The organism is Aeromonas media (assembly GCF_000819985.1).
Classification (GTDB): Bacteria; Pseudomonadota; Gammaproteobacteria; order Enterobacterales; family Aeromonadaceae; genus Aeromonas; species Aeromonas media.
Window position 1 is genome coordinate 34107 of sequence record NZ_CDBZ01000176.1, and the last position, 24677, is coordinate 58783.

General features: G+C 60.6%; 32 protein-coding genes. 19 read left to right on the forward strand and 13 right to left on the reverse strand.

The window, feature by feature from the left end; genetic code table 11:
• Window positions 1–40: 40 nt before the first annotated feature.
• Complete coding sequence (locus tag BN1127_RS15045) at window positions 41–1339, forward strand: LapD/MoxY N-terminal periplasmic domain-containing protein (protein ID WP_042649975.1); 1299 nt, start codon at window positions 41–43, stop codon at window positions 1337–1339.
• Window positions 1336–2277, forward strand: a complete 942-nt coding sequence (locus BN1127_RS15050; protein WP_042649976.1) for a TAXI family TRAP transporter solute-binding subunit — start codon at window positions 1336–1338, stop codon at window positions 2275–2277. Before BN1127_RS15045 ends, BN1127_RS15050 begins: the two co-directional genes overlap by 4 nt.
• Here BN1127_RS15050 and BN1127_RS15055 read toward each other — a convergent pair.
• On the reverse strand, window positions 2272–2946 hold the full coding sequence (locus BN1127_RS15055; protein WP_041206463.1) for a transglutaminase-like cysteine peptidase: 675 nt from the start codon (window positions 2944–2946) through the stop codon (window positions 2272–2274). The genes BN1127_RS15050 and BN1127_RS15055 overlap by 6 nt on opposite strands.
• A gap of 77 nt (window positions 2947–3023) precedes the next feature.
• Entirely contained in the window at window positions 3024–3965 is a 942-nt protein-coding gene (gene znuA / locus BN1127_RS15060; protein ID WP_042649977.1) for a zinc ABC transporter substrate-binding protein ZnuA, read from the reverse strand.
• Window positions 3966–4059: 94 nt separating this feature from the next.
• On the opposite strand from znuA, the gene znuC reads away from it, so the two are divergent.
• Together znuC and znuB are read left to right on the forward strand one after the other, a co-directional pair.
• Complete coding sequence (znuC, locus tag BN1127_RS15065) at window positions 4060–4824, forward strand: zinc ABC transporter ATP-binding protein ZnuC (protein ID WP_042649978.1); 765 nt, start codon at window positions 4060–4062, stop codon at window positions 4822–4824.
• A 20-nt stretch (window positions 4825–4844) separates the two neighbouring features.
• Entirely contained in the window at window positions 4845–5624 is a 780-nt protein-coding gene (gene znuB, locus BN1127_RS15070; protein ID WP_005331063.1) for a zinc ABC transporter permease subunit ZnuB, read from the forward strand.
• A gap of 107 nt (window positions 5625–5731) precedes the next feature.
• Here the strand turns inward: znuB and BN1127_RS15075 are convergent, their stop codons facing one another.
• Window positions 5732–6649, reverse strand: coding sequence for a LysR substrate-binding domain-containing protein (locus tag BN1127_RS15075; protein ID WP_042649979.1), 918 nt, complete (start codon window positions 6647–6649; stop codon window positions 5732–5734).
• Between the two features lie 91 nt (window positions 6650–6740).
• On the opposite strand from BN1127_RS15075, the gene BN1127_RS15080 reads away from it, so the two are divergent.
• A complete protein-coding gene (locus tag BN1127_RS15080; protein WP_042649980.1) occupies window positions 6741–7598 on the forward strand; it encodes a DMT family transporter in 858 nt (285 codons plus the stop codon).
• A 1-nt stretch (window position 7599) separates the two neighbouring features.
• On the opposite strand, the gene BN1127_RS15085 is transcribed toward BN1127_RS15080, so the two are convergent.
• Window positions 7600–8181 carry a uracil-DNA glycosylase family protein gene (locus BN1127_RS15085; protein WP_042649981.1) on the reverse strand — a complete coding sequence of 194 codons (582 nt, stop codon included), beginning with the start codon at window positions 8179–8181 and terminating at the stop codon, window positions 7600–7602.
• Window positions 8182–8282: 101 nt separating this feature from the next.
• Between BN1127_RS15085 and rarD the strand changes: the two genes are divergently transcribed.
• Window positions 8283–9176: an EamA family transporter RarD gene (gene rarD / locus BN1127_RS15090; RefSeq protein ID WP_042649982.1), complete on the forward strand. Its 894-nt coding sequence runs from the start codon at window positions 8283–8285 to the stop codon at window positions 9174–9176.
• Complete coding sequence (locus BN1127_RS15095; protein WP_042649983.1) at window positions 9173–9517, forward strand: GIY-YIG nuclease family protein; 345 nt, start codon at window positions 9173–9175, stop codon at window positions 9515–9517. Before rarD ends, BN1127_RS15095 begins: the two co-directional genes overlap by 4 nt.
• A gap of 70 nt (window positions 9518–9587) precedes the next feature.
• Here BN1127_RS15095 and pspG read toward each other — a convergent pair whose 3' ends face one another.
• The 4 genes from pspG to BN1127_RS15115 all read right to left on the reverse strand — a co-directional run bounded on the left by pspG (window position 9588) and on the right by BN1127_RS15115 (window position 11662).
• Window positions 9588–9806 (reverse strand): envelope stress response protein PspG, encoded by a 219-nt coding sequence (pspG, locus tag BN1127_RS15100; RefSeq protein ID WP_042649984.1) that lies wholly within the window; start codon window positions 9804–9806, stop codon window positions 9588–9590.
• A gap of 48 nt (window positions 9807–9854) precedes the next feature.
• Window positions 9855–10061 (reverse strand): PspC domain-containing protein, encoded by a 207-nt coding sequence (locus BN1127_RS15105; RefSeq protein WP_042649985.1) that lies wholly within the window; start codon window positions 10059–10061, stop codon window positions 9855–9857.
• A gap of 2 nt (window positions 10062–10063) precedes the next feature.
• The gene (pspA, locus tag BN1127_RS15110) at window positions 10064–10726 is read right to left on the reverse strand and encodes a phage shock protein PspA (RefSeq protein WP_042649986.1); all 663 of its coding nucleotides are present in this window, start codon (window positions 10724–10726) and stop codon (window positions 10064–10066) included.
• A gap of 207 nt (window positions 10727–10933) precedes the next feature.
• Window positions 10934–11662, reverse strand: coding sequence for a 1-acylglycerol-3-phosphate O-acyltransferase (locus tag BN1127_RS15115; protein ID WP_042649987.1), 729 nt, complete (start codon window positions 11660–11662; stop codon window positions 10934–10936).
• A gap of 176 nt (window positions 11663–11838) precedes the next feature.
• Between BN1127_RS15115 and BN1127_RS15120 the strand changes: the two genes are divergently transcribed.
• Genes BN1127_RS15120 through BN1127_RS15135 form a run of 4 tightly spaced genes read left to right on the forward strand, consistent with a single transcriptional unit; the run spans window position 11839 to window position 15568 of the window.
• On the forward strand, window positions 11839–12216 hold the full coding sequence (locus BN1127_RS15120; RefSeq protein WP_042649988.1) for a hypothetical protein: 378 nt from the start codon (window positions 11839–11841) through the stop codon (window positions 12214–12216).
• 50 nt (window positions 12217–12266) lie between these two features.
• The gene (locus tag BN1127_RS15125; protein WP_042649989.1) at window positions 12267–14309 is read left to right on the forward strand and encodes a protein-disulfide reductase DsbD family protein; all 2043 of its coding nucleotides are present in this window, start codon (window positions 12267–12269) and stop codon (window positions 14307–14309) included.
• Entirely contained in the window at window positions 14306–15037 is a 732-nt protein-coding gene (locus BN1127_RS15130) for a DsbA family protein (protein ID WP_042649990.1), read from the forward strand. The genes BN1127_RS15125 and BN1127_RS15130 overlap by 4 nt, the downstream gene beginning before the upstream one ends.
• Before the next feature lie 3 nt (window positions 15038–15040).
• The gene (locus BN1127_RS15135) at window positions 15041–15568 is read left to right on the forward strand and encodes a protein disulfide oxidoreductase (RefSeq protein ID WP_042649991.1); all 528 of its coding nucleotides are present in this window, start codon (window positions 15041–15043) and stop codon (window positions 15566–15568) included.
• Window positions 15569–15653: 85 nt separating this feature from the next.
• Here the strand turns inward: BN1127_RS15135 and BN1127_RS15140 are convergent, their stop codons facing one another.
• Window positions 15654–16073 carry an EF-hand domain-containing protein gene (locus tag BN1127_RS15140; RefSeq protein WP_042649992.1) on the reverse strand — a complete coding sequence of 140 codons (420 nt, stop codon included), beginning with the start codon at window positions 16071–16073 and terminating at the stop codon, window positions 15654–15656.
• Between the two features lie 361 nt (window positions 16074–16434).
• Here BN1127_RS15140 and atcJ point away from each other — a divergent pair, with 361 nt between their 5' ends.
• From atcJ to atcC, 4 genes are read left to right on the forward strand one after another with little or no spacing between them, the layout of a single operon-like run.
• Entirely contained in the window at window positions 16435–16719 is a 285-nt protein-coding gene (gene atcJ, locus BN1127_RS15145; RefSeq protein WP_025325592.1) for a cold adaptation protein ActJcold adaptation protein ActJ, read from the forward strand.
• Between the two features lie 7 nt (window positions 16720–16726).
• Complete coding sequence (gene atcA, locus BN1127_RS15150; protein WP_042649993.1) at window positions 16727–17257, forward strand: cold adaptation protein AtcA; 531 nt, start codon at window positions 16727–16729, stop codon at window positions 17255–17257.
• A 12-nt stretch (window positions 17258–17269) separates the two neighbouring features.
• Window positions 17270–18034 carry a cold adaptation protein AtcB gene (gene atcB / locus BN1127_RS15155; protein ID WP_042650001.1) on the forward strand — a complete coding sequence of 255 codons (765 nt, stop codon included), beginning with the start codon at window positions 17270–17272 and terminating at the stop codon, window positions 18032–18034.
• A gap of 10 nt (window positions 18035–18044) precedes the next feature.
• Window positions 18045–18947 carry a cold adaptation protein AtcC gene (gene atcC / locus BN1127_RS15160; protein WP_042649994.1) on the forward strand — a complete coding sequence of 301 codons (903 nt, stop codon included), beginning with the start codon at window positions 18045–18047 and terminating at the stop codon, window positions 18945–18947.
• A 261-nt stretch (window positions 18948–19208) separates the two neighbouring features.
• Here atcC and BN1127_RS15165 read toward each other — a convergent pair whose 3' ends face one another.
• The 3 genes from BN1127_RS15165 to BN1127_RS22210 are packed head-to-tail and all read right to left on the reverse strand — an operon-like array spanning window position 19209 to window position 21251.
• Complete coding sequence (locus BN1127_RS15165; RefSeq protein ID WP_042649995.1) at window positions 19209–19772, reverse strand: histidine phosphatase family protein; 564 nt, start codon at window positions 19770–19772, stop codon at window positions 19209–19211.
• A gap of 12 nt (window positions 19773–19784) precedes the next feature.
• Complete coding sequence (locus BN1127_RS15170) at window positions 19785–20828, reverse strand: SDR family oxidoreductase (RefSeq protein ID WP_042649996.1); 1044 nt, start codon at window positions 20826–20828, stop codon at window positions 19785–19787.
• A 3-nt stretch (window positions 20829–20831) separates the two neighbouring features.
• Entirely contained in the window at window positions 20832–21251 is a 420-nt protein-coding gene (locus BN1127_RS22210) for an ester cyclase (RefSeq protein WP_042649997.1), read from the reverse strand.
• Window positions 21252–21367: 116 nt separating this feature from the next.
• On the opposite strand from BN1127_RS22210, the gene BN1127_RS15180 reads away from it, so the two are divergent.
• The 3 genes from BN1127_RS15180 to BN1127_RS15190 all read left to right on the forward strand — a co-directional run bounded on the left by BN1127_RS15180 (window position 21368) and on the right by BN1127_RS15190 (window position 23348).
• Complete coding sequence (locus tag BN1127_RS15180; protein WP_042649998.1) at window positions 21368–22273, forward strand: LysR family transcriptional regulator; 906 nt, start codon at window positions 21368–21370, stop codon at window positions 22271–22273.
• A gap of 387 nt (window positions 22274–22660) precedes the next feature.
• Window positions 22661–22912 carry a hypothetical protein gene (locus tag BN1127_RS15185; protein ID WP_005330471.1) on the forward strand — a complete coding sequence of 84 codons (252 nt, stop codon included), beginning with the start codon at window positions 22661–22663 and terminating at the stop codon, window positions 22910–22912.
• A 61-nt stretch (window positions 22913–22973) separates the two neighbouring features.
• A complete protein-coding gene (locus tag BN1127_RS15190) occupies window positions 22974–23348 on the forward strand; it encodes a hypothetical protein (protein ID WP_042649999.1) in 375 nt (124 codons plus the stop codon).
• 109 nt (window positions 23349–23457) lie between these two features.
• Here the strand turns inward: BN1127_RS15190 and BN1127_RS15195 are convergent, their stop codons facing one another.
• A complete protein-coding gene (locus BN1127_RS15195) occupies window positions 23458–23670 on the reverse strand; it encodes a hypothetical protein (RefSeq protein WP_042650000.1) in 213 nt (70 codons plus the stop codon).
• Between the two features lie 801 nt (window positions 23671–24471).
• Between BN1127_RS15195 and BN1127_RS22865 the strand changes: the two genes are divergently transcribed.
• Window positions 24472–24677: hypothetical protein (locus BN1127_RS22865; RefSeq protein WP_231557499.1), on the forward strand; the 206-nt coding region annotated here is incomplete at its 3' end.

Genomic DNA, 24677 nt, shown 5'->3' on the forward strand with positions numbered 1-24677 from the left:
GGGCGGCCAGATGTTGCAAAAACATTTCCAGGGAGTGGGTATGTCATTGGCAAGATTGTTAAATGTAATCATTCTAATCCTGTTCGCCATAGGTGCCATCCTGCTGCTCATGCTGGAGATCACCACGGTACGGCAATCCATCCTCGATCAGATGTCGGCCAACTTGGAGACGGCCATCACGGCACTCGGCCTGGTGCTGCAAGGTACCCTGCTCAACGACGACAAGGTGCTGGCGGAAACCATCGTCAACGCCATGTTCGATGGCGGTTTCGTCAGCTCGGTCACACTGCTGGATCCCGATGGCCAGTTGCTGTTCCAGAAAGTCTTCCACACGGCCCAGCAAAATATTCCCGTCTGGCTGCCGACTGTCGTCCACATGCCACCGGTCAAGGTCGAGCAGGAACTCACCGATGGCTGGCGCATTCTGGGCACCCTCACCCTCGAAGGACACGAAGGGTATGCCTACCAGCACCTCTGGAACGCCATCAGCCGCACCGGGCTGGCACTGCTCGCGGGTCTGCTAGTATTCACTCTGGTCATCACCTGGGTGTGCAACCGCCTGTTGCGCCCTCTCGAACAAGTCAGCCTGCAACTGGTGCAGATCCGCAAACGCCAGTTCAGCGGTACTCTGCCAACTCCATGGCTTCGTGAGCTGCAGGAGGTCGTGGCTTCCATCAATCAACTGGTCTCCGAGCGTAAACGAGATCTGCTGCAGCAAAGACTCAAGATCACCCAGCTCGGCAAACATGACAGTCTTCGGGCTCATCAGAAACTCACTGGGTTGACCGACATCGCCAACGGCATGTATCTGCAACACTTTTTCTCCACTCAAGGACACATCCGACTGTATAGCCGGTTGCTGCCCAAGACCCCCCCCACCACAGACAGCTCGCCGGATGAAATCCGGACGCTGATCCACGACTGGCTGACCCAGAAGACGGAAGGGATCCAGCTCCCCCTCAGCCTGCTCAATCATACCGACTGGACACAGTTTTCATCCTCCTTGGCCAGCGCCAGGGGAAAAATTCTGGACTGGCGCGGGGATCTGACAAGCTTCCCTCCCATGGCTGAGGAGCGTCTGGGTGCACTTCAGGCTCTGGGGATCGAGATGGCATTCAGCAATGTGCCCATGAACAACGACAACCTGACAAAGCTCGACCCCATCAAGCCAGTCTTCATCAGTTGCCAGCTGACTCAGGCCCCCCTCTACTGGAACCTGCTTTCCCAGTGCCTGCATGCCTCCGGCTATACCCTGCTGGCAGAAGCCGGTGACATCAACGACGTGGACACCCTGCGCAGTTGGGGCATCGATGGCTATGCCAGCCAGGAGGCATCATGAAACTCCCCATCCTATTGCTTGCCCTGCTGTGGCAGCCCAGTCTGCACGCAGTATCCGTGACCATTGGCACGGGAGGAGAACAGGGCATCTATTACCAGGTCATCAAGGAATTCTGCCGGCTGGCTCACAAGAGCGACCCCACAGTGCAGTGCAAACCGCAGGCCAGTTCGGGCTCCATCGAAAATCTACGTCTGCTGCAAGCCGGAGAGATCCCCTACGCCCTCGTCCAGTCTGACTGGCTCTATCAGGCCAGTCAGGGCACGGGGCCATTTGCCAGGCAACCCCAGCCCGAATTGAGAACCCTCTTTGCCACCCATGCCGAGCCTTTCACCATAGTGGTGCGGGCCGATGGCGATATCACCACTCTGGAGCAACTCAAGCTGGCCCCCATCGACATGGGGCTGAAGAATTCGGGTACCCGTCAAACAGCATTGGCACTGTTCAGCGTGCTGGGGGCAAAGGAACAGGATCTCGATCTGAAGAGCGTGGCCAATCTATCCGAAGCCTTGTGCAGCAAACAGATCGATGCCTATGGACTAGTGATGGGTCACCCCAACCGGATCGTGCTGGAGACATCCAAGCGCTGTGCCATCCGTTTCATGTCCGTCGAGGGCGCAATCCGGGAGCAATTGTTGCAAGGCGTCAAATATTATCAGCGCAGTCAGATACCGGCCCGCATCTATCCCGGCAATCTGAAAGCCACCCCCACCTTTGCCATCGCCGCCACTCTGGTGACCAATGCCATCACGCCGGATAAGGATGTCTATCGCCTGACCAAGGCGATGCTGAGCCAGCAGACCAGCTTCAACGAGCAGACCTATGGCTATGCCAACCTGTTTCACAAGGCGCGCAACAAAACAGGCCCGGTGCTCAGCGTCACTCAGCATCCGGGGGCAGCGAGGTATTTCGAGGAGTTGAAAGCCGCAGGCAAGCTATAGCTGGCGACGGGGAGCACGCAGATGCTCGCTGGAGAAGCGGCTCTGCATCGACGTCCACTGGGTCAGGCGATCAGCACTCCCGGCCAGGGTTCCCTCACGACGTGACTTCATGACCCAGATGCTCTTGGCATCGAAACTGTACACGGGTTGCAGATCGTTGCGCTGGCTGCCGGGCAGGATACGGCCGTTGATGTTGTCCAGCACCAAGGGATCGGACTTGGTCGTCGGGAAGTAGAGCGTCACCATGTGAAACTGGTTATAGCGGATCGCCTTCACATAGGCCAGCCGCAGTTTCTTCTCGTCGACGCCGAGTTCCATCAGGGTGTAGTACTTGGAAATGCTGTAATCCTCGCAGTCCCCCCCCCTGGCCCCGATAAATTCCAGCGGATTGGCCCAGTAGTCCTCATCTCCCCATAGCCTGGGATCCTCACTGTAGGTCAGATTGTTGAAGTAGTTGTTGACCAGTTCCAGCTTCTGCTGATCCGTCGTACCCGCTCTGGGTGTGAGCAGGCGTGAAAAGGCCTCGGCGCGCTGGATGGCCCGGGCACCATACACTTCCTGCATTTTGACCTTCAGCTCAGGGCTGGCAAGGTGCTCGGAGAGGCGGGAGGCCTGCACGTTGGCACTCAACACTACCAGCGTGCAGGTGGGGACAAGCAACCATCTCATAACTGACACTCCATATCAGACGCTGGAGGTCAGTATAGTTGGCCGCGGCTACCCCATCGGGCAAGCCTGGGGGTGACTCAACGGCACTGAGCGAAGGCGTCGGCCAGCTGTTGCATGAATTGCAAATAAGAATCAGGACCAAGCGGAACTCCCTCGCCCACTTCATCCAGCAACAGCACCTTGGCCCCGGTGTTGCGGGCAACCGACTCGATCACCGCTGGCGAGAATTGCGGCTCGGCATAGATGCAGCGTGCCTGCTTCTCTTCCAGCGCCTTGCGGATCTCTACCAGCGTCTTGGCGCCGGGACGACGCTCAGGGCTCACAGTGAAGTGTCCCTTGGAACTCATGCCGTAGTGACGCTCCCAGTAGCCATAGGCCTCGTGGAACACGAAATAGCCTTTCTGGTTCACCGCCTTCATCTGCCCGGCGATCACCTCGTCCCTGGCGTCCACCTTGGCATCGAATGCGGCGAGGTTGGCGGCATAACGGGCCTGATTGGCCGGATCCTGCTTGCCAAGCTCGGTCGCGATCGCCTTGGCAATCACCTTAGCCTGGGTCGGACCCAGCCAGAGGTGGGGATCCACCCCCTCATGGTGATGTCCCTCATGCCCTTCATACCCTTCATGCCCTTCATCATGATCACCGTGTGCGTGGGCCTCGTGTTCATGATCGTGGTCGTTGTGGCTCTCCTGAGTCACGTAGTTGAACAGGGGCATGCCCGGCACCTGAGTCAGGGTCAGCGCATGGGGGTGCTTTGCAAGAGGCTTTGTCATGAAACCTTCCAGCTCGGGGCCGACCCACACCACCAGATCGGCGTCGTTGATGCTGCGAATATCGGAAGGGCGCAGGGAAAAATCGTGGGGAGAAGCGCCGGTCGGCAGCAGTACCCTGGGCTCACTCACGCCATCGGTGATGGCGGCCGCGATAAAGCCGAGGGGCTTGATGGTGGTCAGCACCTCGAGGGCACGGACAGGCAAACTCACTGCCAGCAGGGCAGTGATCAGTGTAAGAATTCGCATAGAGGTCTCGTCAGGGAGTGAGTGTGTGATAATATAACAAACCAATGCTGTTGTTATATTATAACTCTCACAGGCTGTAAACCCCGGAGCTGTCATGACCCAACTGGTGGAGCTGAAAGAGGTCTGTCTGTCATTTGACGGACGGTCCGTGCTCGACAAGGTCTCCTTTACCCTGAACAAAGGCAAAATCACCACCCTGGTCGGCCCCAATGGGGCGGGCAAGAGCACCCTGAGCAAGCTGGTGCTGGGTTTACTCAACCCAGACTCCGGCAAGATCATTCGCCGTCGCGATCTGCGGGTCGGCTATGTACCGCAACGCCTCTATCTGGATCCAACGTTGCCGCTGACGGTGCGCCGCTTCCTGCAACTCGGCAAGAACAGCCGCCTCTCCATCGAGGAAGCGCTGGAACGGGTCGGCGCCCAGGAGCTCTTGGACAACCGGATGCAGAAGCTTTCCGGCGGCGAGATGCAGCGGGTGCTGCTGGCCCGTGCCCTGCTGGTCAAGCCCGAGCTGCTGGTGCTGGACGAGCCGGTCCAGGGGGTGGATATCACGGGCCAGATCGAGCTCTACGCCCTCATCAGCCAGCTCGCCGCCGAGTTCAACTGCGCCGTGCTGATGGTCTCCCACGATCTGCACCTGGTGATGGCCAGCACCCACGAGGTGATCTGCCTCAATCGCCACGTCTGCTGCCACGGCGAGCCGGAAAGCGTGGCGCGCCACCCCGAGTTCGCCCGCCTGTTCGGGCGCCCGGAGCGGGAGGTGCTGGCGGTCTACACCCACAATCACCACTGCGACGGTGAACACCATCATCATGAGCCGCAGGCCCCCGTCATCCGCCTGCCGTCTCGCAATCCATAAGCGCAGTTAAGGACATTCAAGTGGACAGCTTTCTGTTATATGCCCTCGCGGCCGGCCTCGGCATCGCCCTGCTGGCCGGGCCCCTCGGCAGCTTCGTGGTGTGGCGCAAGATGGCCTACTTTGGCGACACCCTCTCCCATGCCTGCCTGTTCGGCATAGCGCTGGGTATTTTGCTGCAGGTGGATCTCACCCTCGCGGTGGTGGTCTGCTGCCTAGCCATGGCCATGCTGCTGGTGATCATGAGCCGCAACCAGCAGGTGGCGACCGATACCCTGCTCGGCATCCTGGCCCATAGCGCCCTGTCGCTCGGCCTGGTCACCTTGAGCTTCATGGACAACGTGCGGGTGGATCTGATGGCCTACCTGTTCGGCGACCTGCTCTCGGTGCAGCCCATGGATCTGCTCTGGATTTACGGCGGCGGAGCCCTGGTGCTGCTCACCCTGTGGCGGCTGTGGGATCCCCTGCTCTCCATGACCATCTCGGAGGAGCTGGCGCGGGTGGAAGGGGTGCGGGTCGACGTGCTGCGCTGCGTGCTGATGCTGTTGATTGGACTGGTGATAGCGGTAGCGATGAAGTTCGTCGGGGCGCTCATCATCACATCCTTGCTGATCATCCCCGCCGCCACCGCCCGGCGCTTCAGCCAGACGCCGGAGCAGATGGCCGGCTTTGCCGCCTTGATCGGCTGTCTGGCGGTGCTGGGTGGGCTGACCCTCTCCTGGTACCAGGACACACCGGCGGGCCCTTCGGTCGTGGTCTGTGCCACCAGCCTCTTCATCCTGAGCCAGTTCAAACGAGCTTAAACACCAAAGCTCCTGATAACGGTGGGTTCTCCAACGTTATCAGGAGACTCCCAAGTACGGCACCTTGATCCAGGTCTGTACCACCAGCCTCTTTATCCCGAGCCAGGTCAAACACGTCTGAGGGGCTCGCTCTCCCCGGGACGCAGGCTCGCCTGCGCCTCCTGCCAGAGCCACTGTCGCAGCCGGCTGATGGCGGGTTCATGGGCGCGCGAGCGTTTGCAAACGAAATAGAAGTTGTCGCCGGTTTCGAGGGCGTGCAGCGGCAATCGTACCAGACCGGGATCCTCCGGCTGCAACATGTAGTCGTTGATGAGCGCCACCCCCTGATCCCAGCTGGCGGCCTCCAACGCCAGCAGGATGTGGCTAAAGTGGTGCATCCTCGCCTCGGGGGGGATGGTCAGCCCGCCCACCTCGGCCCAGCGCCGCCAGTCCTCCCCCTTCTCCTTGTAGATCGCCTGGATGGAGAGCAGCGGTAGTTGCCACAAGGCCGCGGGCCACTCTCCCTCCACCTGTTGCCACAGGCGCCGGCTGCACACCGGCATCAGCCGCTCCCGGTAAAGCAGATCGTGCAGATAGCCGGGCCCCTCGGGGGAGACGGTGATGAAACCATCCGCCACCCGATCGGAGAGTTCGGGATCCTCCGCCACCATCTCCAGACTGAGATCCAGTTCTGGATAGAGCTGGCGCAACCCCGCCAGACGCGGGATCAGCCACTTCACCGCAAACGAGCTGTAGACCGCGAGCCGCACCCGCATCTCGCCGCCGCCGCGCAACTGCTCGCTGCTCTGGGCGATCTGGCCGAGCCCGGCGGAGATCCCCTCGAAATAAATCTCCCCCTGGGGCGTCAGCGACAACAGCCGACCCTGGCGCAACAGCAGTCGCTCCCCCAGAAAGTCCTCCAGCAGGCGGATCTGGTGGCTGACCGCGCTCTGGCTGACATTCAGCTCCAGGGCCGCGCGGGAGAAGCTGAGCAGGCGGGCAACCGCCTCGAAGTATTGAACGGCACGCAGGGGGGGCAGCTTCATTATCCAAAATTCTCATGCATGGTGATTTTTTATCATTTTACTGGATAACTAGGCGCGGGCTACCCTCACCTCATCTGAATCTGGAGGTGGTATGAACGCAGTCGGAATAGGCATCCTCTATCTGGTGCTGGGCAACATGGTGGCGGTCTTCTCCGATGCGCTGGTCAAGGTGCTGGAGCCGAGCCAGCCGGTGTTCCAGTTCGTCTTCTTCCGCCAGCTCTCCGCCGCCCTCCTGCTGGCGCCCTGGCTGCTCTGGTCCTGGCGGCGCAACCCACCGGTAGCCATCAAGTGGCACCTGCTGCGGGCCCATATCTGGGCGGTCGGTGTCTGCCTGATGGTGGTCGCCCTCACCCGCTTGCCACTGGCCACCGCCAACGCCCTCTTCTATGCGGCCCCCCTGCTGATGGTGCCGCTGGCGGTGTGGCTGGCGGGGGAGGCACTGTCGCGCCAGAAGGTGCTGACGGCGCTGATCGGCTTCATAGGGGTACTGATCGTGTTGCGCCCGACCGAGGTGAACTGGGCCGCCCTGGCAGCGCTCGGGGTGGCGCTCTCCATGGCGGTCAACAACCTGCTGATCAAGCGGATCCCGCTCAAGCAGCCCATCGCCCAGACCCTGTTCTTCACCAACGTGCTGAGCATGCCTTTCATACTGGCGCTGGCCTGGTGGGAAGGGGGGAACTGGCAGTGGCAGATGTGGTGGCCCGCCTTCGGCTCCTCGGCGCTGATCATGGTCTATGCGGGGCTGTGCGTGGTGGCCTATCGCAAGGCGGAGGCGAGCAAGATCGCCTCGGCGGAGTACACGGGTCTGCTGATGGCGGTTGCCATCGGGGTCTGGCTGTTTGACGAGCAACCGGGTCTGCCGCTGCTGCTGGGGTGCCTGTGCATCATACTGCCGCTGGTCGCCATGGCGCGCGGCAAGTCAAAACCGCTGGCAGAGCCGGCAGTCTGAATCAAAGCAGCAAGGGGGCAACCCTCTGCTGCAGATGAGGGATAACCTCCTGCTCGAACCAGGGGTTCTTCTTGAGCCAGAAGGTGTTGCGCGGGGACGGATGCGGCAACGGCAACCAGCCGGGACCATACTCCCGCCAGCATTGCACCGTCTCGGTAAGGGACTCCTTGCCCGCCTCCCGCAGATAGTGGCGCTGGGCGTACTGGCCGATAAGCAGGGTCAGCTCTATGTTGGGCAACAGCATCAGCACCTTGTCGTGCCAGGTGGGCGCACATTCTGGGCGCGGCGGCAGATCCCCCGACTTGCCCTTGCCGGGGTAGCAGAGCCCCATCGGCATGATGGCGATGCGGGATTCGTCGTAGAAGGTGACCTTGTCGACCCCGAGCCACTGACGCAGCCGATCGCCGGAGGGGTCATCCCAGGGGATGCCGCTGGCATGGACACGGGTACCGGGCGCCTGCCCGATGATCAGCAGGCGAGCGCGCTCGCTACCGCGGATCACCGGCCTGGGCCCGAGCGGTAGGTGAGCCTCGCACAGGCGGCAGGCCCGGATCTGTTCAAACAGGATATCGAGTCGGTTCATGGCCTGATGGTAACAGAGTTTCCGGCAGGATCCCGCTTGTGGAACCGGCGGCAGATACTTATCATGCGGCCACATTTGTTTAATTTAATAAACGGAAAGCGATGAAGAACTGGCTGGGCCCCGGCAGTGCGGCCCTCTCCTTCGTGCTGTGGGGCATGCTGCCCCTCTATTACCAGTTCATGCCCGAGATCAACATGTGGGAGCTGCTCTCCCACCGGGTGCTCTGGTCTGTTGTCCTGCTGGGCGGCCTCTTCCTGCTGCTCGGGGTACGGGTACCCTGGGCACGCCTGCACAGCGAGCCCCGCCAGCTCGGCCTCATCCTGCTGGCGGGGCCCATCATGTCCATCAGCTGGTGCATGTTCACCTGGTGCCTGACCACGGGCCAGGTGCTGGCCACCAGCCTCGCCTTCTTCATGACGCCGCTGTTCAACATCGCCTTCGCCGTGCTCTTCCTCAAGGAGAGGCTCACCCCCCAGAAACATCTGGCGGTCGCCCTGGCCCTGGCGGGGCTGGCCTACATGCTGTTCTCCTACGGCGAACTGCCCTGGTTCTCCCTGATCATGGGGGCCAACTTCGCCTTCTACGGCCTCATCAAGAAGAAGGTGCGCCACGATGCCGGTGTCAGCCTCTATCTCGAGTCCCTGGCCCAGCTTCCCGTCGCCCTCCTCGTTCTCGGCTACCTCGGTGCCCAGGGTTCCAGCCAGTTTATGGCAGGAGACTGGGCCGACAAGCTGCTGCTGATGGGCAGCGCCCCCGCGACCCTGCTGCCGGTAGGCCTGTTCTGCTACGCCGTGGCACGCACCCGCATGAGCACGGTGGGGCTGCTGCAATACATAGAGCCGAGCCTCGCCTTCCTGCTCGCCATCTTCTGGTTTGGGGAGATCCCGGATCCGGTGAAGTCGGTGGGTTTCGCCTTCGTCTGGGCCGGTCTGCTGGTGAGCCTGCTACCCCTGCACCTGCTCGGGCGCTGCCGGGTCCAGTGGAAAGAGTCATGACAACGGACGCCTGTACAGATAAACCTGCAACTAACTGGTTTATCTATCTGGTGCGTACCGGCGCGGGCTCGCTCTATGCGGGGATCAGCACGGATCCCGAGCGGCGACTGCGCCAGCACCAGAGCGGCAAGGGTGCCCGAGCGCTGCGTGGCAAGGGGCCGCTGACCCTGGTCTGGCGCCAAGGGGTGGCGGACAAGGGCGCGGCGCTGCGCCTCGAGTATCGCCTCAAGCAGCAGACCAAGGCATTCAAGGAGCGCCTGGTGCTCGACCCCGGACTCTGGCACGACTGGAGCCAACCCTGGCTGAGCGCCGATACGGCCCCCATCGATCCGTCCCCCTGAACCAGTCGCTCCCGCCATAAAAAAGGCCGCTGGGAGCAGCGGCCAAGGAAGGATCCGATAGCAGAGAGGCTTAACGGTAGGTGTTCGAGTGCTTGCGCCTGTTGCTGAGCAACCAGCACACCGCCAGCACCAGCAGCAGCCAGGGCGCCAGCTTGATGATGAGGGCAAACATGCCGGCCAGGGCGCCAAACAGCACGAAGACCCCGCTCACCAGCAGCATGGCCAGCACGGTAAACCCGGTCAGCGCCATGGTCACCAGTACCAGCATCAAGACGATAAATTCCAGCATGTTGTGCTCCTCACAGGCTTGCAGTGGCCAGCGAGTCTGATCCGGGGATCAGTCCAGCCAGCGTTTCAATTCACGACGGGGCGGCATGACCAGCACCGCCAGCAGATAGAGAGCCAGGGCCAGGGGCGGCATCAGGATAAGCGCCAGCAAGGCCAGCACCCGCACCGTCACCCTCGAGATCCCAAGCCCCCTGGCCAGACCGGCACAGACCCCGGTCAGCTTGCGATGGGCCAGATCTTTGGGCCAGGGGCTCATGGTTATGCCTCCGCCTTCCGGCTTTTCAGACGAGCCAGCTCGCGCTCAATCTCGTCGTTCAACTCCAGCTCGCGGAACTGGGCCTCCAGGGAGGGATTCTGCCCCAGGGTCGCCGCCTCCAGCTGGGCTTCCAGCTGATCTACCCGGCCCTGAAAGCCGTCGAAGCGGGCCATCAGCTCATGCATGCGCTGGTTGTCCACCTGGGCGCGGGCACGGATCCGGCTGTGGGCTGTCTGCTCGCGCAGGGTCAGCATCTTCTGCTTCTCGCGGGCCTCGGTCAGCTTGGTCGCCAGCCGCTCGCTGTCGGCGGTGAGCTGGGCCAGCACCTCGGCCACCCGGGCCTTGTCCTGCTCCAGTTGATCGCACTTCTTGACCTCGGCCAGCTTCTCCGTGAGGGCGGCACGGGCCAGATCCTCACGTCCCTTCTGGATGGCGAGCTCGGCCTTGGCAGACCACTCCTGGATCTGGTGGCGCAGCGCCTGCTGATGGCGCTCCAGCTGTTTCTGTTCGGCGATGACGCGGGCGGCCTGGGTTCTCATCTCGATCTGCACCTGCTCCATCTCTTCGATCATCAGACGCAGCATCTTCTCCGGCTCTTCACTCTTGTCGAGCAGGCTGTGCAGGTTGGCATTGATCACGTCGGTCAGGCGGCTGAATACGCTCATGGTCTGGCTCCTTGTTGATGGGATGTCACTCTCTTCCCATGGCATTACAAGAGCCGTGCCAAGATAATTTATTGTTGTTTTACAGATAGATGGAGACTTGGCATTGCCATCTCAAGGCCATGAGTTGGTGAAAATCGCCAACAGCGTGGTGATTTTAACCAATAAAAAAGGGAGCCAGCGGCTCCCTTCATGCAGTTGGGTTCAACCTCAGGCGGCCGGGCGATGGCCCAGCTTGCCATCCAGCTCCGCCAGCTTGGCTTCCATCCTGGCCCGGCAGGTATCCGACAGATCGCGGATGCCGGCGGCGCCGTGCTCCTTGCTGCACAGAGGGGGCAGCATCTCCAGCAGCACCTCGCCGTTGTCCCAGCGGTTCAGGTCAACCTGACCGAAGTAGCTGGAGCAGACGATGGGCACCACGGGCACTTCGGCCTGGACGGCGGTGTGGAAGGCGCCGGCCTTGAACGGCAGCAGACCGCGGCCCTGGGAGCGGGTCCCTTCCGGGAACATCCAGATGGAGGTGCCGTGGTGCTTGATGCGATCCACCACCTGGCCTATGGTGCCGATGGCGCGGGAGCGGTTGGATCTGTCGATCAACACGTTGCCGGAGAGCCAGAAGATGAGGCCAAAGAAAGGCAGCCACAGCAGACTCTTCTTGCCCACCGCCACCACGCCGGGGCGTACGGCACCGGTCACGGTGAAGATGTCGAAATTGCTCTGGTGATTGCAGACATAGACGGCAGGCCCCACCGACTTGACCTCGTCCGGAATGGTGACCCGGACCTTGAGCCCGATGAGCGGGCAGACGGCATGGTACATGCGGGCGAAAACATAGACGTTGTTGGGGTGGCGCGGACGCACCAGACAGAGCAACAAACCAAACACGAACCAGAAGATGAGCAGCAGGGTAAGCAGCAGCACACGGGCAATTTTGAGCATCGAACACCTCGGAATTTGACTCGGCGCAGTATACTGGTCCCCCTTTTAGCGAACAAGCGTTCGCCAGACAGAACCGACCACCCCAGATGGAGCACGTGCTCTCATCGAATCCCGCTGGCTTGCTCACGCCACCATTGATCGATAGGATATGCCCCATTCAACAGGGTAGGACGAGCATGATTTTGCGACAACGCGTGGCGACAAGACTCCTGCTGCTGGTCTGCATCCTGGTGCTCAACTGTGCGGCCCAGCCGCTGGCCAGATTGGCACAGCTCGACCAGGCCCTGAGTTGCCAGGCTCTTCCCCTCCCCTCGTCCAGCGCCGATGCCGATGAGGGGCAAACCGTGACACCCCAGCCCAGCAGTTGCCAGCTCAACGGCAAGTGGCTCAGTGCCGCCAACCTGCTCTGCGCCGAGCAGATCTTCTTTGCCATCGCCTTCGTGATTGCCCTGCTGGCGCCCCTGTCGCGCCGCGCCCCTGCGCTTCCCCCTCCCATCAATATCTCGCCCCCCGAACGGCGACTGCACCTCACCCTCTGCGTCTGGCGGGAATGAGTCTGCGGCGGTTTTCTCCACCCTGACTTTCATTTTCAAGAGACAAACACATGTCAAACATCATCAAGACCGCCCTGTTGCTGAGCGGTCTGCTGTGGCAATCCTTTGGGTTGGCCAGCGACACTGGCTGGCTCACCAGCCCCCAGAACGATCACGCCAAGGTGCGGCTGCAAGCTGACACCCGGGATCCCGCCGCCCCACGGGTGCTGCTCAGCCTGCAGCTTGAATCCGGCTGGAAAACCTATTGGCAGAACCCGGGAGAAGGCGGCATAGCCCCCGAGATCCTCTGGGATAAGCCCGAGCCGGCGGCGCAGTGGCACTGGCCAGTGCCCAGGCGGTTCGACGTCAGCGGCATCTCGACCCAGGGCTATCAGGGGGACGTCAGCCTTCCCATCAGCCTCACCCGCAACGGCGGCGAGGCGCTGACGGGCACCCTGCGCCTCTCGACCTGCAGCAACGTCTGCATCCTGACCGACTACCCCTTCACCCTGGCGCTGGACGGCGCTGCCCCTGACGGGTTCGACCTTGCCTATGCGAAGGCGATGAGCACCCTGCCACAGGCCATGCCGGGCACTGTGACCCTCGAGGCGGGCTACCGGCAGAACCAGTTGCAACTGACCGCCGACAACCCCCAGGGCTGGCAGGATCCCCAGATTTTCCTCCAACGCCTGGAGGGAGCCGAATTTGGCGAGCCCAGCCTGGACGTCCAGGGCAACACCCTGATCGCCCGCATTCCGGTCAGCGATGGCTGGCAGGGAGATGCCCCCGACATCCGTCATCAGCCACTCGGGTTGGTGCTGGCAAGCGGCGAGCAGGCCTGGCAGAGCGAGGTCCGCATAGGTGAGCCCCTGACCCTGCCGAGCGGCGGCCAGTCGCTGCTCTGGTTGCTGGGAGCCGCGCTGCTGGGGGGCCTCATCCTCAACCTGATGCCCTGCGTGCTGCCGGTGCTGGCCCTCAAGCTGGGGTCCGTGCTGCAACTCGAGAGCCGGGAGCGCCGCCCGGTGCGCCTGCAATTCCTGGCGGCCAGTGCCGGCATTCTGGTCTCCTTCTGGGCGCTGGCGCTGATGAGCACCCTGCTGCGCGCCACCCAGGGAGCGGTCGGCTGGGGCATACAGTTCCAGAGCGTCTGGTTTATCGGCTTCATGGTGGTGGTGACGGCGCTGTTTTGCGCCAACCTGCTGGGGCTGTTCGAGCTGCGGCTGCCGAGCAACCTCAATACCCGCCTGGCCACCAGCGGCGGCCAGGGGCTGGGGGGTCACTTCCTGCAGGGCTGCTTTGCCACCCTGCTGGCCACCCCCTGCTCAGCGCCCTTCCTCGGCACTGCGGTCGCCTTTGCGCTCGGGGCGCCGCTCGGTCAGCTCTGGCTCATCTTTACTGCGCTCGGTGTGGGCATGAGCCTGCCCTGGCTGCTCATTGCCGCCGTCCCCCGCCTGGCGCTCTGGCTACCGAAGCCGGGCCGCTGGATGGGACGCCTGCGCACCCTGCTCGGCCTGATGATGCTGGGCTCCAGCCTCTGGCTACTCAGCCTGCTCGGCAACCACGTCGGCTCCTTCTGGATGCTGATCCTGATGGCGCTGATGCTGACGGCCCTGCTGCTGGCCGTCGTCTGGCGCCATGGCATACGCACGCTGACTTTGGGGCTGGCACTGAGTTGCCTGCTGGGTGGGGCCCTGCTGCTCGGCGGCGCCTTCACCCTGGACAGCAAGCCCCAGCAGGACAGGGTCGACTGGCAGCCGCTCTCGGAGCAGGCCATCGCGCTGGCATTGGCCCAGAACAAGCGAGTCTTCGTCGATGTGACCGCAGACTGGTGCATCACCTGCAAGGCCAACAAATTCAACGTACTGCTTCGCGATGATGTGCAACAGGCCCTGAGCGCCCCCGATGTGGTGGCCCTGCGCGGGGACTGGAGCCGCCCCTCCGACACCATCGCCAGCTTTCTGCGCCAGCGCGGCAGCGTGGCCATTCCCTTCAACCAGATCTACGGGCCCGGCCTGACGGATGGCGAGATCCTCTCCCCCCTGCTGGACCGATCGACCCTGCTTGCCACCCTGTCGCAAGCCGGTATTGCCCCCTCTCAAGGAGAAACCAAATGAAACCGACCCTGCTCGCCCTGACCCTGCTGGGCACCTTGTTGACCCCGGCTCTGCACGCCGCCCCCTTCACCCCGGAGCAGGAGGCCCGCATCAAGGAGCTCATCCGCGAGACCCTGGTCCAGAATCCGAAGATCCTCGATGAAGCGGCCGAATCCTGGGAGAAACAGAACGCCGCGGATCAGGCGGCCCAGCTCGGCGACTTCATCAAGGGCAACCAGGACGTGCTGTTCAACAGTGCCACCAGCCCGCGCCTGGGGGCCAAGCACCCCAAGCTGACCCTGGTGCTCTTCACCGACTACAACTGCCCCTACTGCAAGCAGTTCGATCCTGCGGTGGCCAAGCTGCTCAAGGCCTATCCGAACGATCTGGGGCTGGTGATCAAGCTGCTGCCGTTCAAGGGGCAGACCTCCGCCAAGGCGGCCCAGTACAGCCTGACCCTGTGGCAGCAGGATCCGGCACGCTTCCTCGCTCTGCACGACAAGCTGATGAGCAAGCAAGGCATGCTGACCGAGGCGGACATCAACAAGGCGCTGGCAGCCACCGGCAATGTGGCGCTCAAACCCGAGGGCAAGGCCACAGAGGAGCTGCGCAATAGCCTGCGTATCGGCACCCTCTTGGGCGTGCAGGGCACACCGGCGACCCTGATCGGCAATCAGCTGGTGCCGGGCGCCCTCCCCTACGAGCAGCTCGAACAGCTCGTGAAAACTGAACTGGCGAAACTGGGGTAACGAATGACCGAGACGGCAACCCCCAGACCCCGCTGGCGACGCTGGGGCAAGGAGGCGCTCTGGCTGCTGCTGTTTGCCCTGATCCTCTCGACCGTGCTGGATCTGTGGCGCAGCCCGGCGCTGCCGGAGGGCAGCCCGCTGCCAGTGCTGACCCTGCAAGATGGCACCAGGGCCGACCTGCAGGCCATGAGCCGGGAGCGGCCGCTGCTGATCTACTACTGGGCCAGCTGGTGCGCCGTCTGCCGCTTCACGACCCCGGCAGTGGAGCAGCTCTGGCAAGACGGCGAGAACGTGCTGACGGTGGCGCTGCGCTCCGGTGACAACACCAGACTGCAACAGGGCATGGCCAGAAAGGGGCTCAGCTTCCCGACTCACAACGATGAGCAGGGGACGCTCGCCGCCCGCTGGCAGGTAAACGTCACCCCCAGCTTCCTCATCCTCAAGGACGGCAAGGTGGTGAGCAGCACCACGGGCTGGAGCAGTCGCTGGGGCTTGCAGCTACGGCTGCTGTGGGCCAGCTGGCTGGCTTGAGCCCCATCACAATGAGCAGAGCCCGGTATGACTACCGGGCTCTTTTTTCATCTTGAAGGTGGTTCCCTTCACTTCAGGCTCAGACCTATTGCGCCGGGGACATCATCCCCTGGCCGAGCCGGGCCTTGACGTTTGCCCGTTCGGCCTCGTCGATCACGCCGTCACCGTTCTTGTCCAGACGGGTGAAGAGGGTCTCATGGCGTTCCATGAACTGCGCCTTGGTCGTATCCTGCATCGGCCTCATGTTGCCCATCTTGCCCGGCATGGCCTTGCCCGATTGCTTCATCGCCTCTTGCATCTTGGCCATGGCGGCCTCTTTCTCGGCAACCGACAGGGTGCCATCACCGTTGCTGTCTTGCCGGGCGAAGCGCTGCTCGGCTCTTTCCATGAACTGGGCCTTGGTGATATCCCCCTTGAGCATCACCAGCGGCTCATCGAGACTCTCATCGGCGGCGATGGCGACACCGCCCAGCAGTACCAGAGGCAGAAGATAACGTTTGAACATGATGTCTATTCCTTGTGATGGCCCCGGCCTTGCCGGGTCCTGATGCCTATCCCCAGGGCAGGATCCTTGTCACATGCACGCCCGACGATGTGGTTCCAGCATGAGTACACTGTCGCCCGTCACGGATACCCTCTGTCAGTGTAGTCCCCATGCCGGGCCCTCCATGTCTGCAGGGCTGACAAGCCGCTCTGTGACGAGCGGGATCCGTGCCCGTCCCGGGCTGCCGTCATCTCGTGTCCTATTCATGGCGGTGGCCGGTAGTTTCCGTTAAAATGACGGGTTTTTACCGTGCCTGGTTCCCCCAAGCCCCATCAGGCGCCAGCATTGTGACTCTGATGATGCCAGTGATGCAGGATCTGCCATGAACAACTACTTTCGGGTGCTGGGCGTCAAGTCCAACGCCAGCGAAAACGACATCAAGAAAGCCTATCGACGGCTCTCGAACCAGTACCACCCCGACAAGTTGCACGGGGCGAGCGAAGAAGAGAAAGAGCAGGCAGCCATCAAGCTGCATCAGGTGAAGAAGGCCTACGAAGTGCTTTCCGATCCCAAGGCGAGAGCCGCTTTCATCAAGGATTTCAACAACGTCATCGTGACCGATCCCGCTGCTGCCATGCAGGAGATGTGGGACCAATTCTACCCCTGAGGGCGCTATGCAAAAAAAATGGGACCAGGCGCGCATCAAAGCGCTGATGAGTGACGCGGGCGAGAACATCGAATCCTACCGGGATCAGGATCAGCCCAAGGCGCTCGAGCAGTTCACCGGCAAGATGAAGGCCCTGCTGCTGGCCGATATCAGCATGCTGGAGTTCATGCCCGAATACCTGCCGCTCGCCCTCTATGGCCGGGTACAGTTCCCGCCCAAGGCGAAACCGGAGTGGGCCAGGTGGCTCGCCGACGGCGTACAACCCTCATGGGACGCGTTCAAGGTATCGGTGGCGTTCAACAACGCCGATCTGCCGCTGGTCAAGGCGGTGCGGGCCCAGAGCGAAGAACAGTTGATCGAAGCCTGCGCCGTGCTCTATCTGCTGGACAATCCCCTGCCCCGCGGTGGCCGCCGTGCCGATGACGACTACGAGTTGCGGGACGAAGAAGAGGAAGACGGGGAAGATGCCGACGCCGACTATCATGGCGGCGAGGGTGAGGAAGACGATCAGGACATGTACGACGAAGTACGTTTCTAATTGGGGCAAGGCATGAGCAATAGTCTGATAGAAATTACCGCCATCGAGATCAAAGAGCTGGCCGTGGTCGAACCGAAACAGGCGAGCGAGAAGTTCGAGCTGATCGCCAAGACCATGTCCGACGAGCAGTTGGCCGAAGTGATTGAAAACATTGATATCGTCACCCTGACCCAGATCAACGGCCAGCACGACATCTCCTTCCCGTCCATCATCTCCGAGCTGATGACCCCGGAGCGGATCCGCGACATCGTCTGCCAGCAGCCGCTCTACTGGGAAGAGGCCATCAAGAACAATGCCGAAGAGCTGCAGCAGCACACCTTCGACTTCCTCAACTACCTGATCCGCACCCAGGACAGCGAGGCCAAGCAGACCGAGATCCTGGAGTGCATCGCCGACGATCCCGCCGGGCTCTTCTACCTCGCCATCCCCTTCATCGAGTTCTATCGCGGCGATCGCTACGAGGATGAAGAGGGCTATCGCGACGCCCTGCACGCCGAAGAGGAAGATCTCGAGGAGTCCCTCGCCTACAGCGAGCGCCAGCAGAGCGAAGATGCCCACGACTACCCGCTGGATGACCCGAGAAGCCTCTTGATGCTCATTCGCGAGCAGGCTCCCGAGGTGGAGAAAGCGATCAAGTCGCTGCTGCGCAGCGAGAACGCCACCTGGGACGGCATCATCAACAAGTTCGCCAACGAGCTGGTGATGCAGGCCAAGGAGAAGAACCAGGTCAGCGACGAGTACGACGAAGTGGACGACATGTTCAGCTTCCTGGATTGAGGAGAGCCCTATGCAGCTAGTCATCCGCGAGGCCAACGAAGGCCCCTTCCTCACCCAGGTACTGCGTTTTGGCCGCGACAACGAACGCCTGAGCGACCAGCAGCTTGCCGCCATCAAGGGCAAGGCGGTGCTGATGAGCCTGAAGTTCGCCGACAAGTACTACAACAAGTACAAGATGCACCTGCTGGAGCAGGCCGCCCACGACGTCATCGGCGTGGTGAGCCTGGGGTTGCAGGAGCTCTCCGGGCGCGACAATGCCCGGGCGCTGGCCCTGCTGCAGGCGCCGGAGGGGCCCATCAAACCGTTCCAGAAGGGCTGGTCCATGCTGATCTCCGTCAGCCCCAGGCAGGCTGGCAACAGCCTCTATGGCGACGTGGATGCCCGCCTGCTGGACAAGATCTCGAGCCCCCCCGACATCGAGGAGTGGCAAGGGTGGCAGGAGTACGAGAAGGCGCTGGCCGAGCACAACAAGAGCCGCCTGATGGGGCTCATCGATCAGCACTTCTTCGCCAGCGAGAGCGATCACCCCACCATGGAGGACAAGCTGGCCGAGGCCCTGCTCTACCGCATCCTCTGCGGCAAAGGCAGCGGCGCCGCGCCCTTGAAGGTGAAGCAGGATCTCAAGCGCAAACTGGCGCGGGAGATTGAACTCGATGAGGCCTGGTACGATACCGACTATCTCGCCGCCCAGCTTGTCCTGATGCTCGCCGAACTGCCCGCCGACATGGCCGCCGCCCTGCGCCAGGAGCTGAGCCCGGGCTTCGTGCCCAACCTGCTGCACACCCTGGGGTTTGTGCGCCAGTATCAGCAGCAGCAAAGGGACAACGCCTCGCCGGAGAAGCTCGACAACATCGAGATGCGCGCCGGGCTCCGTCACCCTCTGCTCGGCTGGCCCCTCTACCACGACTTCTAGGGCGCATTTTCAGCGCCCACACCATTGTCCCACAACGCCCGGCTTGCCGGGCGTTGTGCTATCTGCCTGGCAGTAGGCGCCACCGAACAAGCACTGCCAATAGAACACGCCCCTATATAAGCACTAACGTACAACCAACCCAATTGTGAGGCGTCGAGCGCTCCTCTCGGAACGCTCGCAGGTCATTGCAACCATACCCGTATCGGCCCAGTCAGTTTCGAAGGGGATCGCCGATCCCTGTATAACAGAAGCGTTCACCTCTTAAATACTGTCATTTTGATACACAATCGCACCCCAATATTGGCTGCCGTTACCTGTTTGGCGAGCCCATCCATCTGCCTCCAGTTGTCTGGCGATCATTCGATTCATAAAGCCATGACCGAGCAGCAGCACCGGTCCTTCGCTGGCAAGGCATTGAAGTCGTTGAGCTGCCGTGCTGGCGCGCCTCTTCGCAGTGCCGACAGATTCGACTCCGTGTGAGTAACCCCACAACCATAAGATTCGCAGGATAAACGCCCAGACAAACGGCGATAGCCGTGGCAGTCTCCAGTGGCCATAAGGCAGTGGCGCTTCACGAAATAGCCCGTCGACGAGGGCGGGCTTCAGGCCGAGAGCCTGGACTGAGGTCAGCGCACGAGGCAGGTTGCTCGAGACTATCACCTTGGCGGTGGCGGCGAGTCGCTTGCTGGCTTCCGGGACGGGGTGCTTGGTAATGTCGGAGCTGTCGTACTGCTCGATCCAATCTTTCATCTCGAGCGCTGACATTTTGTCGGTTGCGGCCAGCTTGGGCTGGCCGTGACGCATCAGGATTATTTTTCTGCTCACTGTCTCACTGTCTCACTGTCCGTTTACGCCCTTGTCCTGATGTGTTCCAAACCAACCGTGATCACGGTACCACACCACTGTGTCGGTGATGGTTTGCTCCAACGCCCGGAAACGCAGATCAAGCTCTCGCTCACTCTTGCCGTGATTGAAACAGGTCCGGTCCTTTTCTCGTATCAACAGGCGCAACGTAGCCATGCTCAGCAGAATGGGCTTGCCAGTAATACGCGCGTAGACCTCCTGCACCGCCGCCAAGGCGTATAAAAAGGGCAGCGGCAGTTGTCGAACGGGTGTCTTGACGCCAGCGATGCGCCCAAGAACAGGTATCAGCTCACGCATTGTCATATGCCGGCCCGCCGCGAGATAGCGCTCACCCCGGCGCCCATACCTGGCTGCAGCGATCAGCGCCAATGCCACATCGCGAGCATCGACAACGGAGAAGCTACCTGGGATAAGTCCGGGCAATTTGCCGCGTACGACATCGTTGACCAACTGTCCCGAGGAGGTCGGGCCAATGTCGGCAGGACCCCACATCCAGCCAGGCAGGACCATGCAGGCATGCATCTCGGGATGGGTTTCCAGGAACGACAGGACGACACGGTCGGCGAGGATCTTGCTGCGGTAATAGTCATCCGCGTCAGCGTCGGCCCGCAGACAGTTTTCATCAATTGACGTGCCGGGTGCGCCGTCGAGCACGGCAATGGAAGACGTATGGATAAACCGTCTTATACCAGCGCTATAGGCCTGACCCAGCAGGTTCCGTGTACCGGACACATTAATCTTGTCGAGCTCCTCCCAGTGACGGCCGCCCTTGTAGCTGTCGCGAAAGTACGCTGCAGTGTGGAACACCGTATCACAGCCCTGTAGCGACGCAGCGAACGCATCGACATCAGCCATGTCGCCCACCACCAGTTCCACACCCGGCAGATCCTTGAACTGCTGTTCACCTTTGGCTCTTGAACGAACCAGGGCTTTGACTGCGTGACCACGAGCGACCAGTTCACGCACCAGGTTGTTGCCCAGCAAGCCGGTCGCGCCAGTGACAAATGTGTTATGCATGCATCACCCCTCACTCTGATCGGCTAACGGCATCAATACCACACGGTCGAAGAAAACTTCTTCACGTATGACCAAGCCGTCTCTGAAGGTGAGGTGTGCGGCGTAATACAAGGTAATGTGGCGCCCATGAGGTGGAATCACCCGGTCCGACAGCACTAATGGTGCCGTGAAGGTGCCGGTCAGGAAGACGATCAGTGCCAAACGATCGTCAGTGACAACAAATGGGCTCAAGATCACTTTGGCATCAGGGAATGCTTCGAGTAGTGCAAGCTCTCGCTTGTGCATGGCCTCACGACCTGTTTGTATCCCTATGCCATCGAAGTAGCTAACGTCTTCGGAAACCAGTGCAAGCATCGCCTCCAGGTCTCGGCGATTAAAGGCGCTGGCGGCACGTGCCGCATAGCCATTGGAACCAGTTGTCATACAGTCCATTCCATTCTTTTCGAGGGAGTGTAGATATACCGTTGACGCCGCTATCTAAAAACAGCGACTACTGCATAATGGCTTTGCAAATTTGCAGATCAGGCAAGATATGGAGCATGGCTTTGCAAGAAAATTGGGACGATCTTCGCCTGTTGTTGGCAGTCTCGCGACGTGGCAGCTTTCTTCAGGCTGGCCAATTGCTGGGGATCGCAGCCTCTACTGTGGCGCGACGGCTGACTCAGCTTGAAGGCGCACTGGGCGAGCCACTCGTCGAGCGGGGAGTTGAAGGATGCAGGTTGACCCCACGAGGCCAATCCCTCGTGGACGTTGCCCTGGCTGCAGAAGCAGGCTTGAGACGTCAAACCGTTACGGGCATATCTGATCCGCACACAGAGCTATCTGGCAATATCGTGGTCAGTGCAGGAGAGGGGTTCTCGTCTTGCGTGCTGGAGGCCGCGAGTCGCTTCACCACTCTGCATCCGCGATGCTCGGTGGAATTGCTGGTCACAGCCGATTTTCACAAGATCGTCCGCGGTGCCGCAGACATTGCTGTACGCACGACTCATCTGGGCGAACCTTCGCTTATTTATCGCTTCATAGACAGGCTCGCTTACGGTGTCTTCGCCGATACAGCTTATCTGAAGCGGTTTCCGGGGCTGACTCCAGCCACTGCGGTCAATATTGGCCTGCTTCCTCCGCTGGACATGTTGCCTCAAATGCGTGCGGCAAAGGCCGCAGGTCTGGACCACACGCCGATCAGCGTGAACTCGTTCGCGGTTCAACTCGAATCGGTGAGGCGAGGTATGGGCGTGGCGGTGCTGCCCCGTATTCTGGCGAAGGATCTGATCGAATTGTTCCCGGAACTCCAGCTTCCAGATATGGAGGTCTATCTGGTGACCCGGCCACAGGTATTGAAACAGGCTCACATCAAATGTTTTTTTGTCATCCTGGAGAAGGTTCTCATTGAAGCCCTGTCCATGAAGAGTGTCGACGATCACCTCTTGGGAGTCGCGCCGAAATGAGTGCGTCATATACAGGACCTTCAGATTCAACCAATTGAAATAGATATAGAAACACTTCGTTTGTGATCTCGTTTATCGCCAAACAAAATCAACACGCGCGAAGCCTATGACCATTATCAATGCTGATGACTAACTCCTGGCTCCCGCCGTACTCGAGCACATTGCTCGGCTGGCCGCTCAACCACGACTTCTAGGGCGCATTTTTACCGCCCACACCGTAGTCCTCCAACGCCCGGCTTGCCGGGCGTTGTGCCATCTGCCAGGCAGTAGGCGCAACAGGACTACCTCCTAAGCGTCATTGGCCCACATTTTGTCAGGGATATAATGACTCCCCTATACGACCGCAGGGGAAGAGCCATGGGCAGAAAGCCGGACAGGATCACCGCGATGCAGCAGATCATCGACGCCGTGAAGCAAGAATTCCCGCTCTATCAGCCGGATACCTTCAAATGTGGACCCGACAACACCTGCATCGGCTGCCCCAAGAAGCTGATGGAGCTGGTGGACACCGACCTCTCCTACTGGCAATACCAGATCGATCGCGGCATCCCGCCCAGCTTCGACGAGATCCAGCGCTTCGGCAAGATGTGCAAGAACATCCGCCGGGCCCTGGTGCGCAACGGCCGCATCCCCGCCTGATTTCGCATACACCTTGATCACCCATAGACGGCCCTCCGACGAAGGGGCCAAGGAGCAGACCATGACTCAGGAAAGGATCCAGACCCAATACCGACTCGGTGGCCCCTTCGCCAACCAGGCCGAGCTGGCGCAGGCCATCGCCCTGGCCATAGAGGCCCACAAGCGGGACTTCTTCCCCCTGCTGGAGCGGCTGGTGGATGAGGGGAACCCCGGTGTCCACCTGAGCCAGGAGCACCCGCCGCGGGTGCTGGGCATCGAACTTGACCAGAGTGGTATCCAGGGGCTGGCCCAGCTCGGCTACGAGTCCAACTTCTTCGAGGGTTGCCTTATCGTCGACAAATATGATCAGCACCAGATCGACCTGCCCTTTTGCCTCGAAGGGGATCAGCTGACGTTCGATATCGAGTTGCCCATCGCCTGGAATTTCAATAACTGAGGGGTTCGCGATCTCGCCTGGCATCATCACAATAAAGGAGCCTTGCCGGCTCCTTTTTCAATGCTCCCCGCAGATGGCAGGCGAGGCGGTTGCGACCCCTCTGCCCGCGTCAGGTGAGATAGTAACGCCACGACCTGATCGGCTCTGCGTAGCCGACCCGGATGCAGAAGGGGGCAAGCTCGTGATTGGCCTGCTCCAGGCTGAGGGTCTGGTGGGTATCCTCCCGACACCACTGCACGAACTCGTCGCTGTTGAAGCTGTAGTGATCCCCGTGAAAGACCCCGTGGGCCTCGATAAGCCCGATGGCTTTCTCCGTTTCCATGTTTGGCCTCCTGGCACTGTGCTGTTCCTTTCAAGCTTAGCGAGCAGAGGCAACTTGCGGGACATCACCAACCACACCCTTGATCCATAACAATTGGCAAAGGGGAGAGCAAGCCACTACAGCAGAAGCCATCGACCAGTAACAGAGCCTTAAATAAAACAGAGGCAAGTAGGGTCGATTAGCGAAGCGTAATCGGCCGCACCGGTTATCCGGTCGCGAGCAGGCAAAAGAGAAAGGACGTAGGGTGCAATAAGCGAAGCGCATTGCACCGGCAACCTCGCGGGGTCAATAACGGTGCAATGTTACCTCCCCTCACCCTAGCCCTCTCCCAAGGGGAGAGGGAACAAGTGGCTGCCAACCTTTGCCGTAGCTGTCACGCCATTCCAAAATCGCTGCGATCTGGGCTCCCTTCTCCCCTCGCGGGAGAAGGGTCGGGGATGAGGGGGATCAAGCCATCACAACAGAAGCCATAGACAAGCTACAGGGCGCTGAATCCAACAGGGGCGGCAGGGTCGATTAGCGAAGCGTTATCGACCACACTGCAATCTCCGTGGTTATGGACATTTGAGCAGATGGATTACCAGCAGAATGACTACAACCTTTTTCGCGAACGTCTGATTACGCTTCGCTAATCAGACCTACGGCTCTATCAAGACATAGCCATTGATATTCCAATTAGATTTATGATAATACTGTGTCACATTTTTTTCAGTATAAACACCAAGCCATCTTCTATTCTAATAATTTTCCTTAACCTGTAGATGTCTACAAGTACTGCGTCTTAAATAAAGGGAAAGAAAAATGAAAAAAGCAAAAGAAAAAATAATCCTAATGTTGCTAAAGCATATTCTAAAAAGAGCTTCATCAGACAAAATACCACGTTCCGGAAATGAAGGTGAGCGAGTTAATTGCTATACAGCAATAGCATATAAAGATCATGAAGGATTAATAATAAGACACTACTCTGAAGGTTATCTAGTTTGTTTAAACCGACATTCCGCACCTGA

Bases quoted from the DNA above. Each gene is read 5' to 3' on its own strand.
- BN1127_RS15180 (WP_042649998.1), top strand. From the start codon at position 21,368: ATGGCTTTGCAAGAAAATTGGGACGATCTTCGCCTGTTGTTGGCAGTC.
- BN1127_RS15075 (WP_042649979.1), bottom strand. From the start codon at position 6,649: ATGAAGCTGCCCCCCCTGCGTGCCGTTCAATACTTCGAGGCGGTTGCC.
- pspA (WP_042649986.1), bottom strand. From the start codon at position 10,726: ATGAGCGTATTCAGCCGCCTGACCGACGTGATCAATGCCAACCTGCAC.
- atcA (WP_042649993.1), top strand. From the start codon at position 16,727: ATGCAAAAAAAATGGGACCAGGCGCGCATCAAAGCGCTGATGAGTGAC.
- BN1127_RS15105 (WP_042649985.1), bottom strand. From the start codon at position 10,061: ATGAGCCCCTGGCCCAAAGATCTGGCCCATCGCAAGCTGACCGGGGTC.
- BN1127_RS22210 (WP_042649997.1), bottom strand. From the start codon at position 21,251: ATGACAACTGGTTCCAATGGCTATGCGGCACGTGCCGCCAGCGCCTTT.
- BN1127_RS15055 (WP_041206463.1), bottom strand. From the start codon at position 2,946: ATGAGATGGTTGCTTGTCCCCACCTGCACGCTGGTAGTGTTGAGTGCC.
- BN1127_RS15170 (WP_042649996.1), bottom strand. From the start codon at position 20,828: ATGCATAACACATTTGTCACTGGCGCGACCGGCTTGCTGGGCAACAAC.
- atcC (WP_042649994.1), top strand. From the start codon at position 18,045: ATGCAGCTAGTCATCCGCGAGGCCAACGAAGGCCCCTTCCTCACCCAG.
- BN1127_RS15190 (WP_042649999.1), top strand. From the start codon at position 22,974: ATGACTCAGGAAAGGATCCAGACCCAATACCGACTCGGTGGCCCCTTC.
- BN1127_RS15135 (WP_042649991.1), top strand. From the start codon at position 15,041: ATGACCGAGACGGCAACCCCCAGACCCCGCTGGCGACGCTGGGGCAAG.
- atcB (WP_042650001.1), top strand. From the start codon at position 17,270: ATGAGCAATAGTCTGATAGAAATTACCGCCATCGAGATCAAAGAGCTG.
- pspG (WP_042649984.1), bottom strand. From the start codon at position 9,806: ATGCTGGAATTTATCGTCTTGATGCTGGTACTGGTGACCATGGCGCTG.
- znuA (WP_042649977.1), bottom strand. From the start codon at position 3,965: ATGCGAATTCTTACACTGATCACTGCCCTGCTGGCAGTGAGTTTGCCT.
- BN1127_RS15195 (WP_042650000.1), bottom strand. From the start codon at position 23,670: ATGGAAACGGAGAAAGCCATCGGGCTTATCGAGGCCCACGGGGTCTTT.
- BN1127_RS15140 (WP_042649992.1), bottom strand. From the start codon at position 16,073: ATGTTCAAACGTTATCTTCTGCCTCTGGTACTGCTGGGCGGTGTCGCC.
- rarD (WP_042649982.1), top strand. From the start codon at position 8,283: ATGAAGAACTGGCTGGGCCCCGGCAGTGCGGCCCTCTCCTTCGTGCTG.
- BN1127_RS15115 (WP_042649987.1), bottom strand. From the start codon at position 11,662: ATGCTCAAAATTGCCCGTGTGCTGCTGCTTACCCTGCTGCTCATCTTC.
- BN1127_RS15120 (WP_042649988.1), top strand. From the start codon at position 11,839: ATGATTTTGCGACAACGCGTGGCGACAAGACTCCTGCTGCTGGTCTGC.
- BN1127_RS15095 (WP_042649983.1), top strand. From the start codon at position 9,173: ATGACAACGGACGCCTGTACAGATAAACCTGCAACTAACTGGTTTATC.
- znuC (WP_042649978.1), top strand. From the start codon at position 4,060: ATGACCCAACTGGTGGAGCTGAAAGAGGTCTGTCTGTCATTTGACGGA.
- BN1127_RS15050 (WP_042649976.1), top strand. From the start codon at position 1,336: ATGAAACTCCCCATCCTATTGCTTGCCCTGCTGTGGCAGCCCAGTCTG.
- BN1127_RS15080 (WP_042649980.1), top strand. From the start codon at position 6,741: ATGAACGCAGTCGGAATAGGCATCCTCTATCTGGTGCTGGGCAACATG.
- BN1127_RS15045 (WP_042649975.1), top strand. From the start codon at position 41: ATGTCATTGGCAAGATTGTTAAATGTAATCATTCTAATCCTGTTCGCC.
- BN1127_RS15125 (WP_042649989.1), top strand. From the start codon at position 12,267: ATGTCAAACATCATCAAGACCGCCCTGTTGCTGAGCGGTCTGCTGTGG.
- BN1127_RS15185 (WP_005330471.1), top strand. From the start codon at position 22,661: ATGCAGCAGATCATCGACGCCGTGAAGCAAGAATTCCCGCTCTATCAG.
- BN1127_RS15130 (WP_042649990.1), top strand. From the start codon at position 14,306: ATGAAACCGACCCTGCTCGCCCTGACCCTGCTGGGCACCTTGTTGACC.
- atcJ (WP_025325592.1), top strand. From the start codon at position 16,435: ATGAACAACTACTTTCGGGTGCTGGGCGTCAAGTCCAACGCCAGCGAA.
- BN1127_RS15085 (WP_042649981.1), bottom strand. From the start codon at position 8,181: ATGAACCGACTCGATATCCTGTTTGAACAGATCCGGGCCTGCCGCCTG.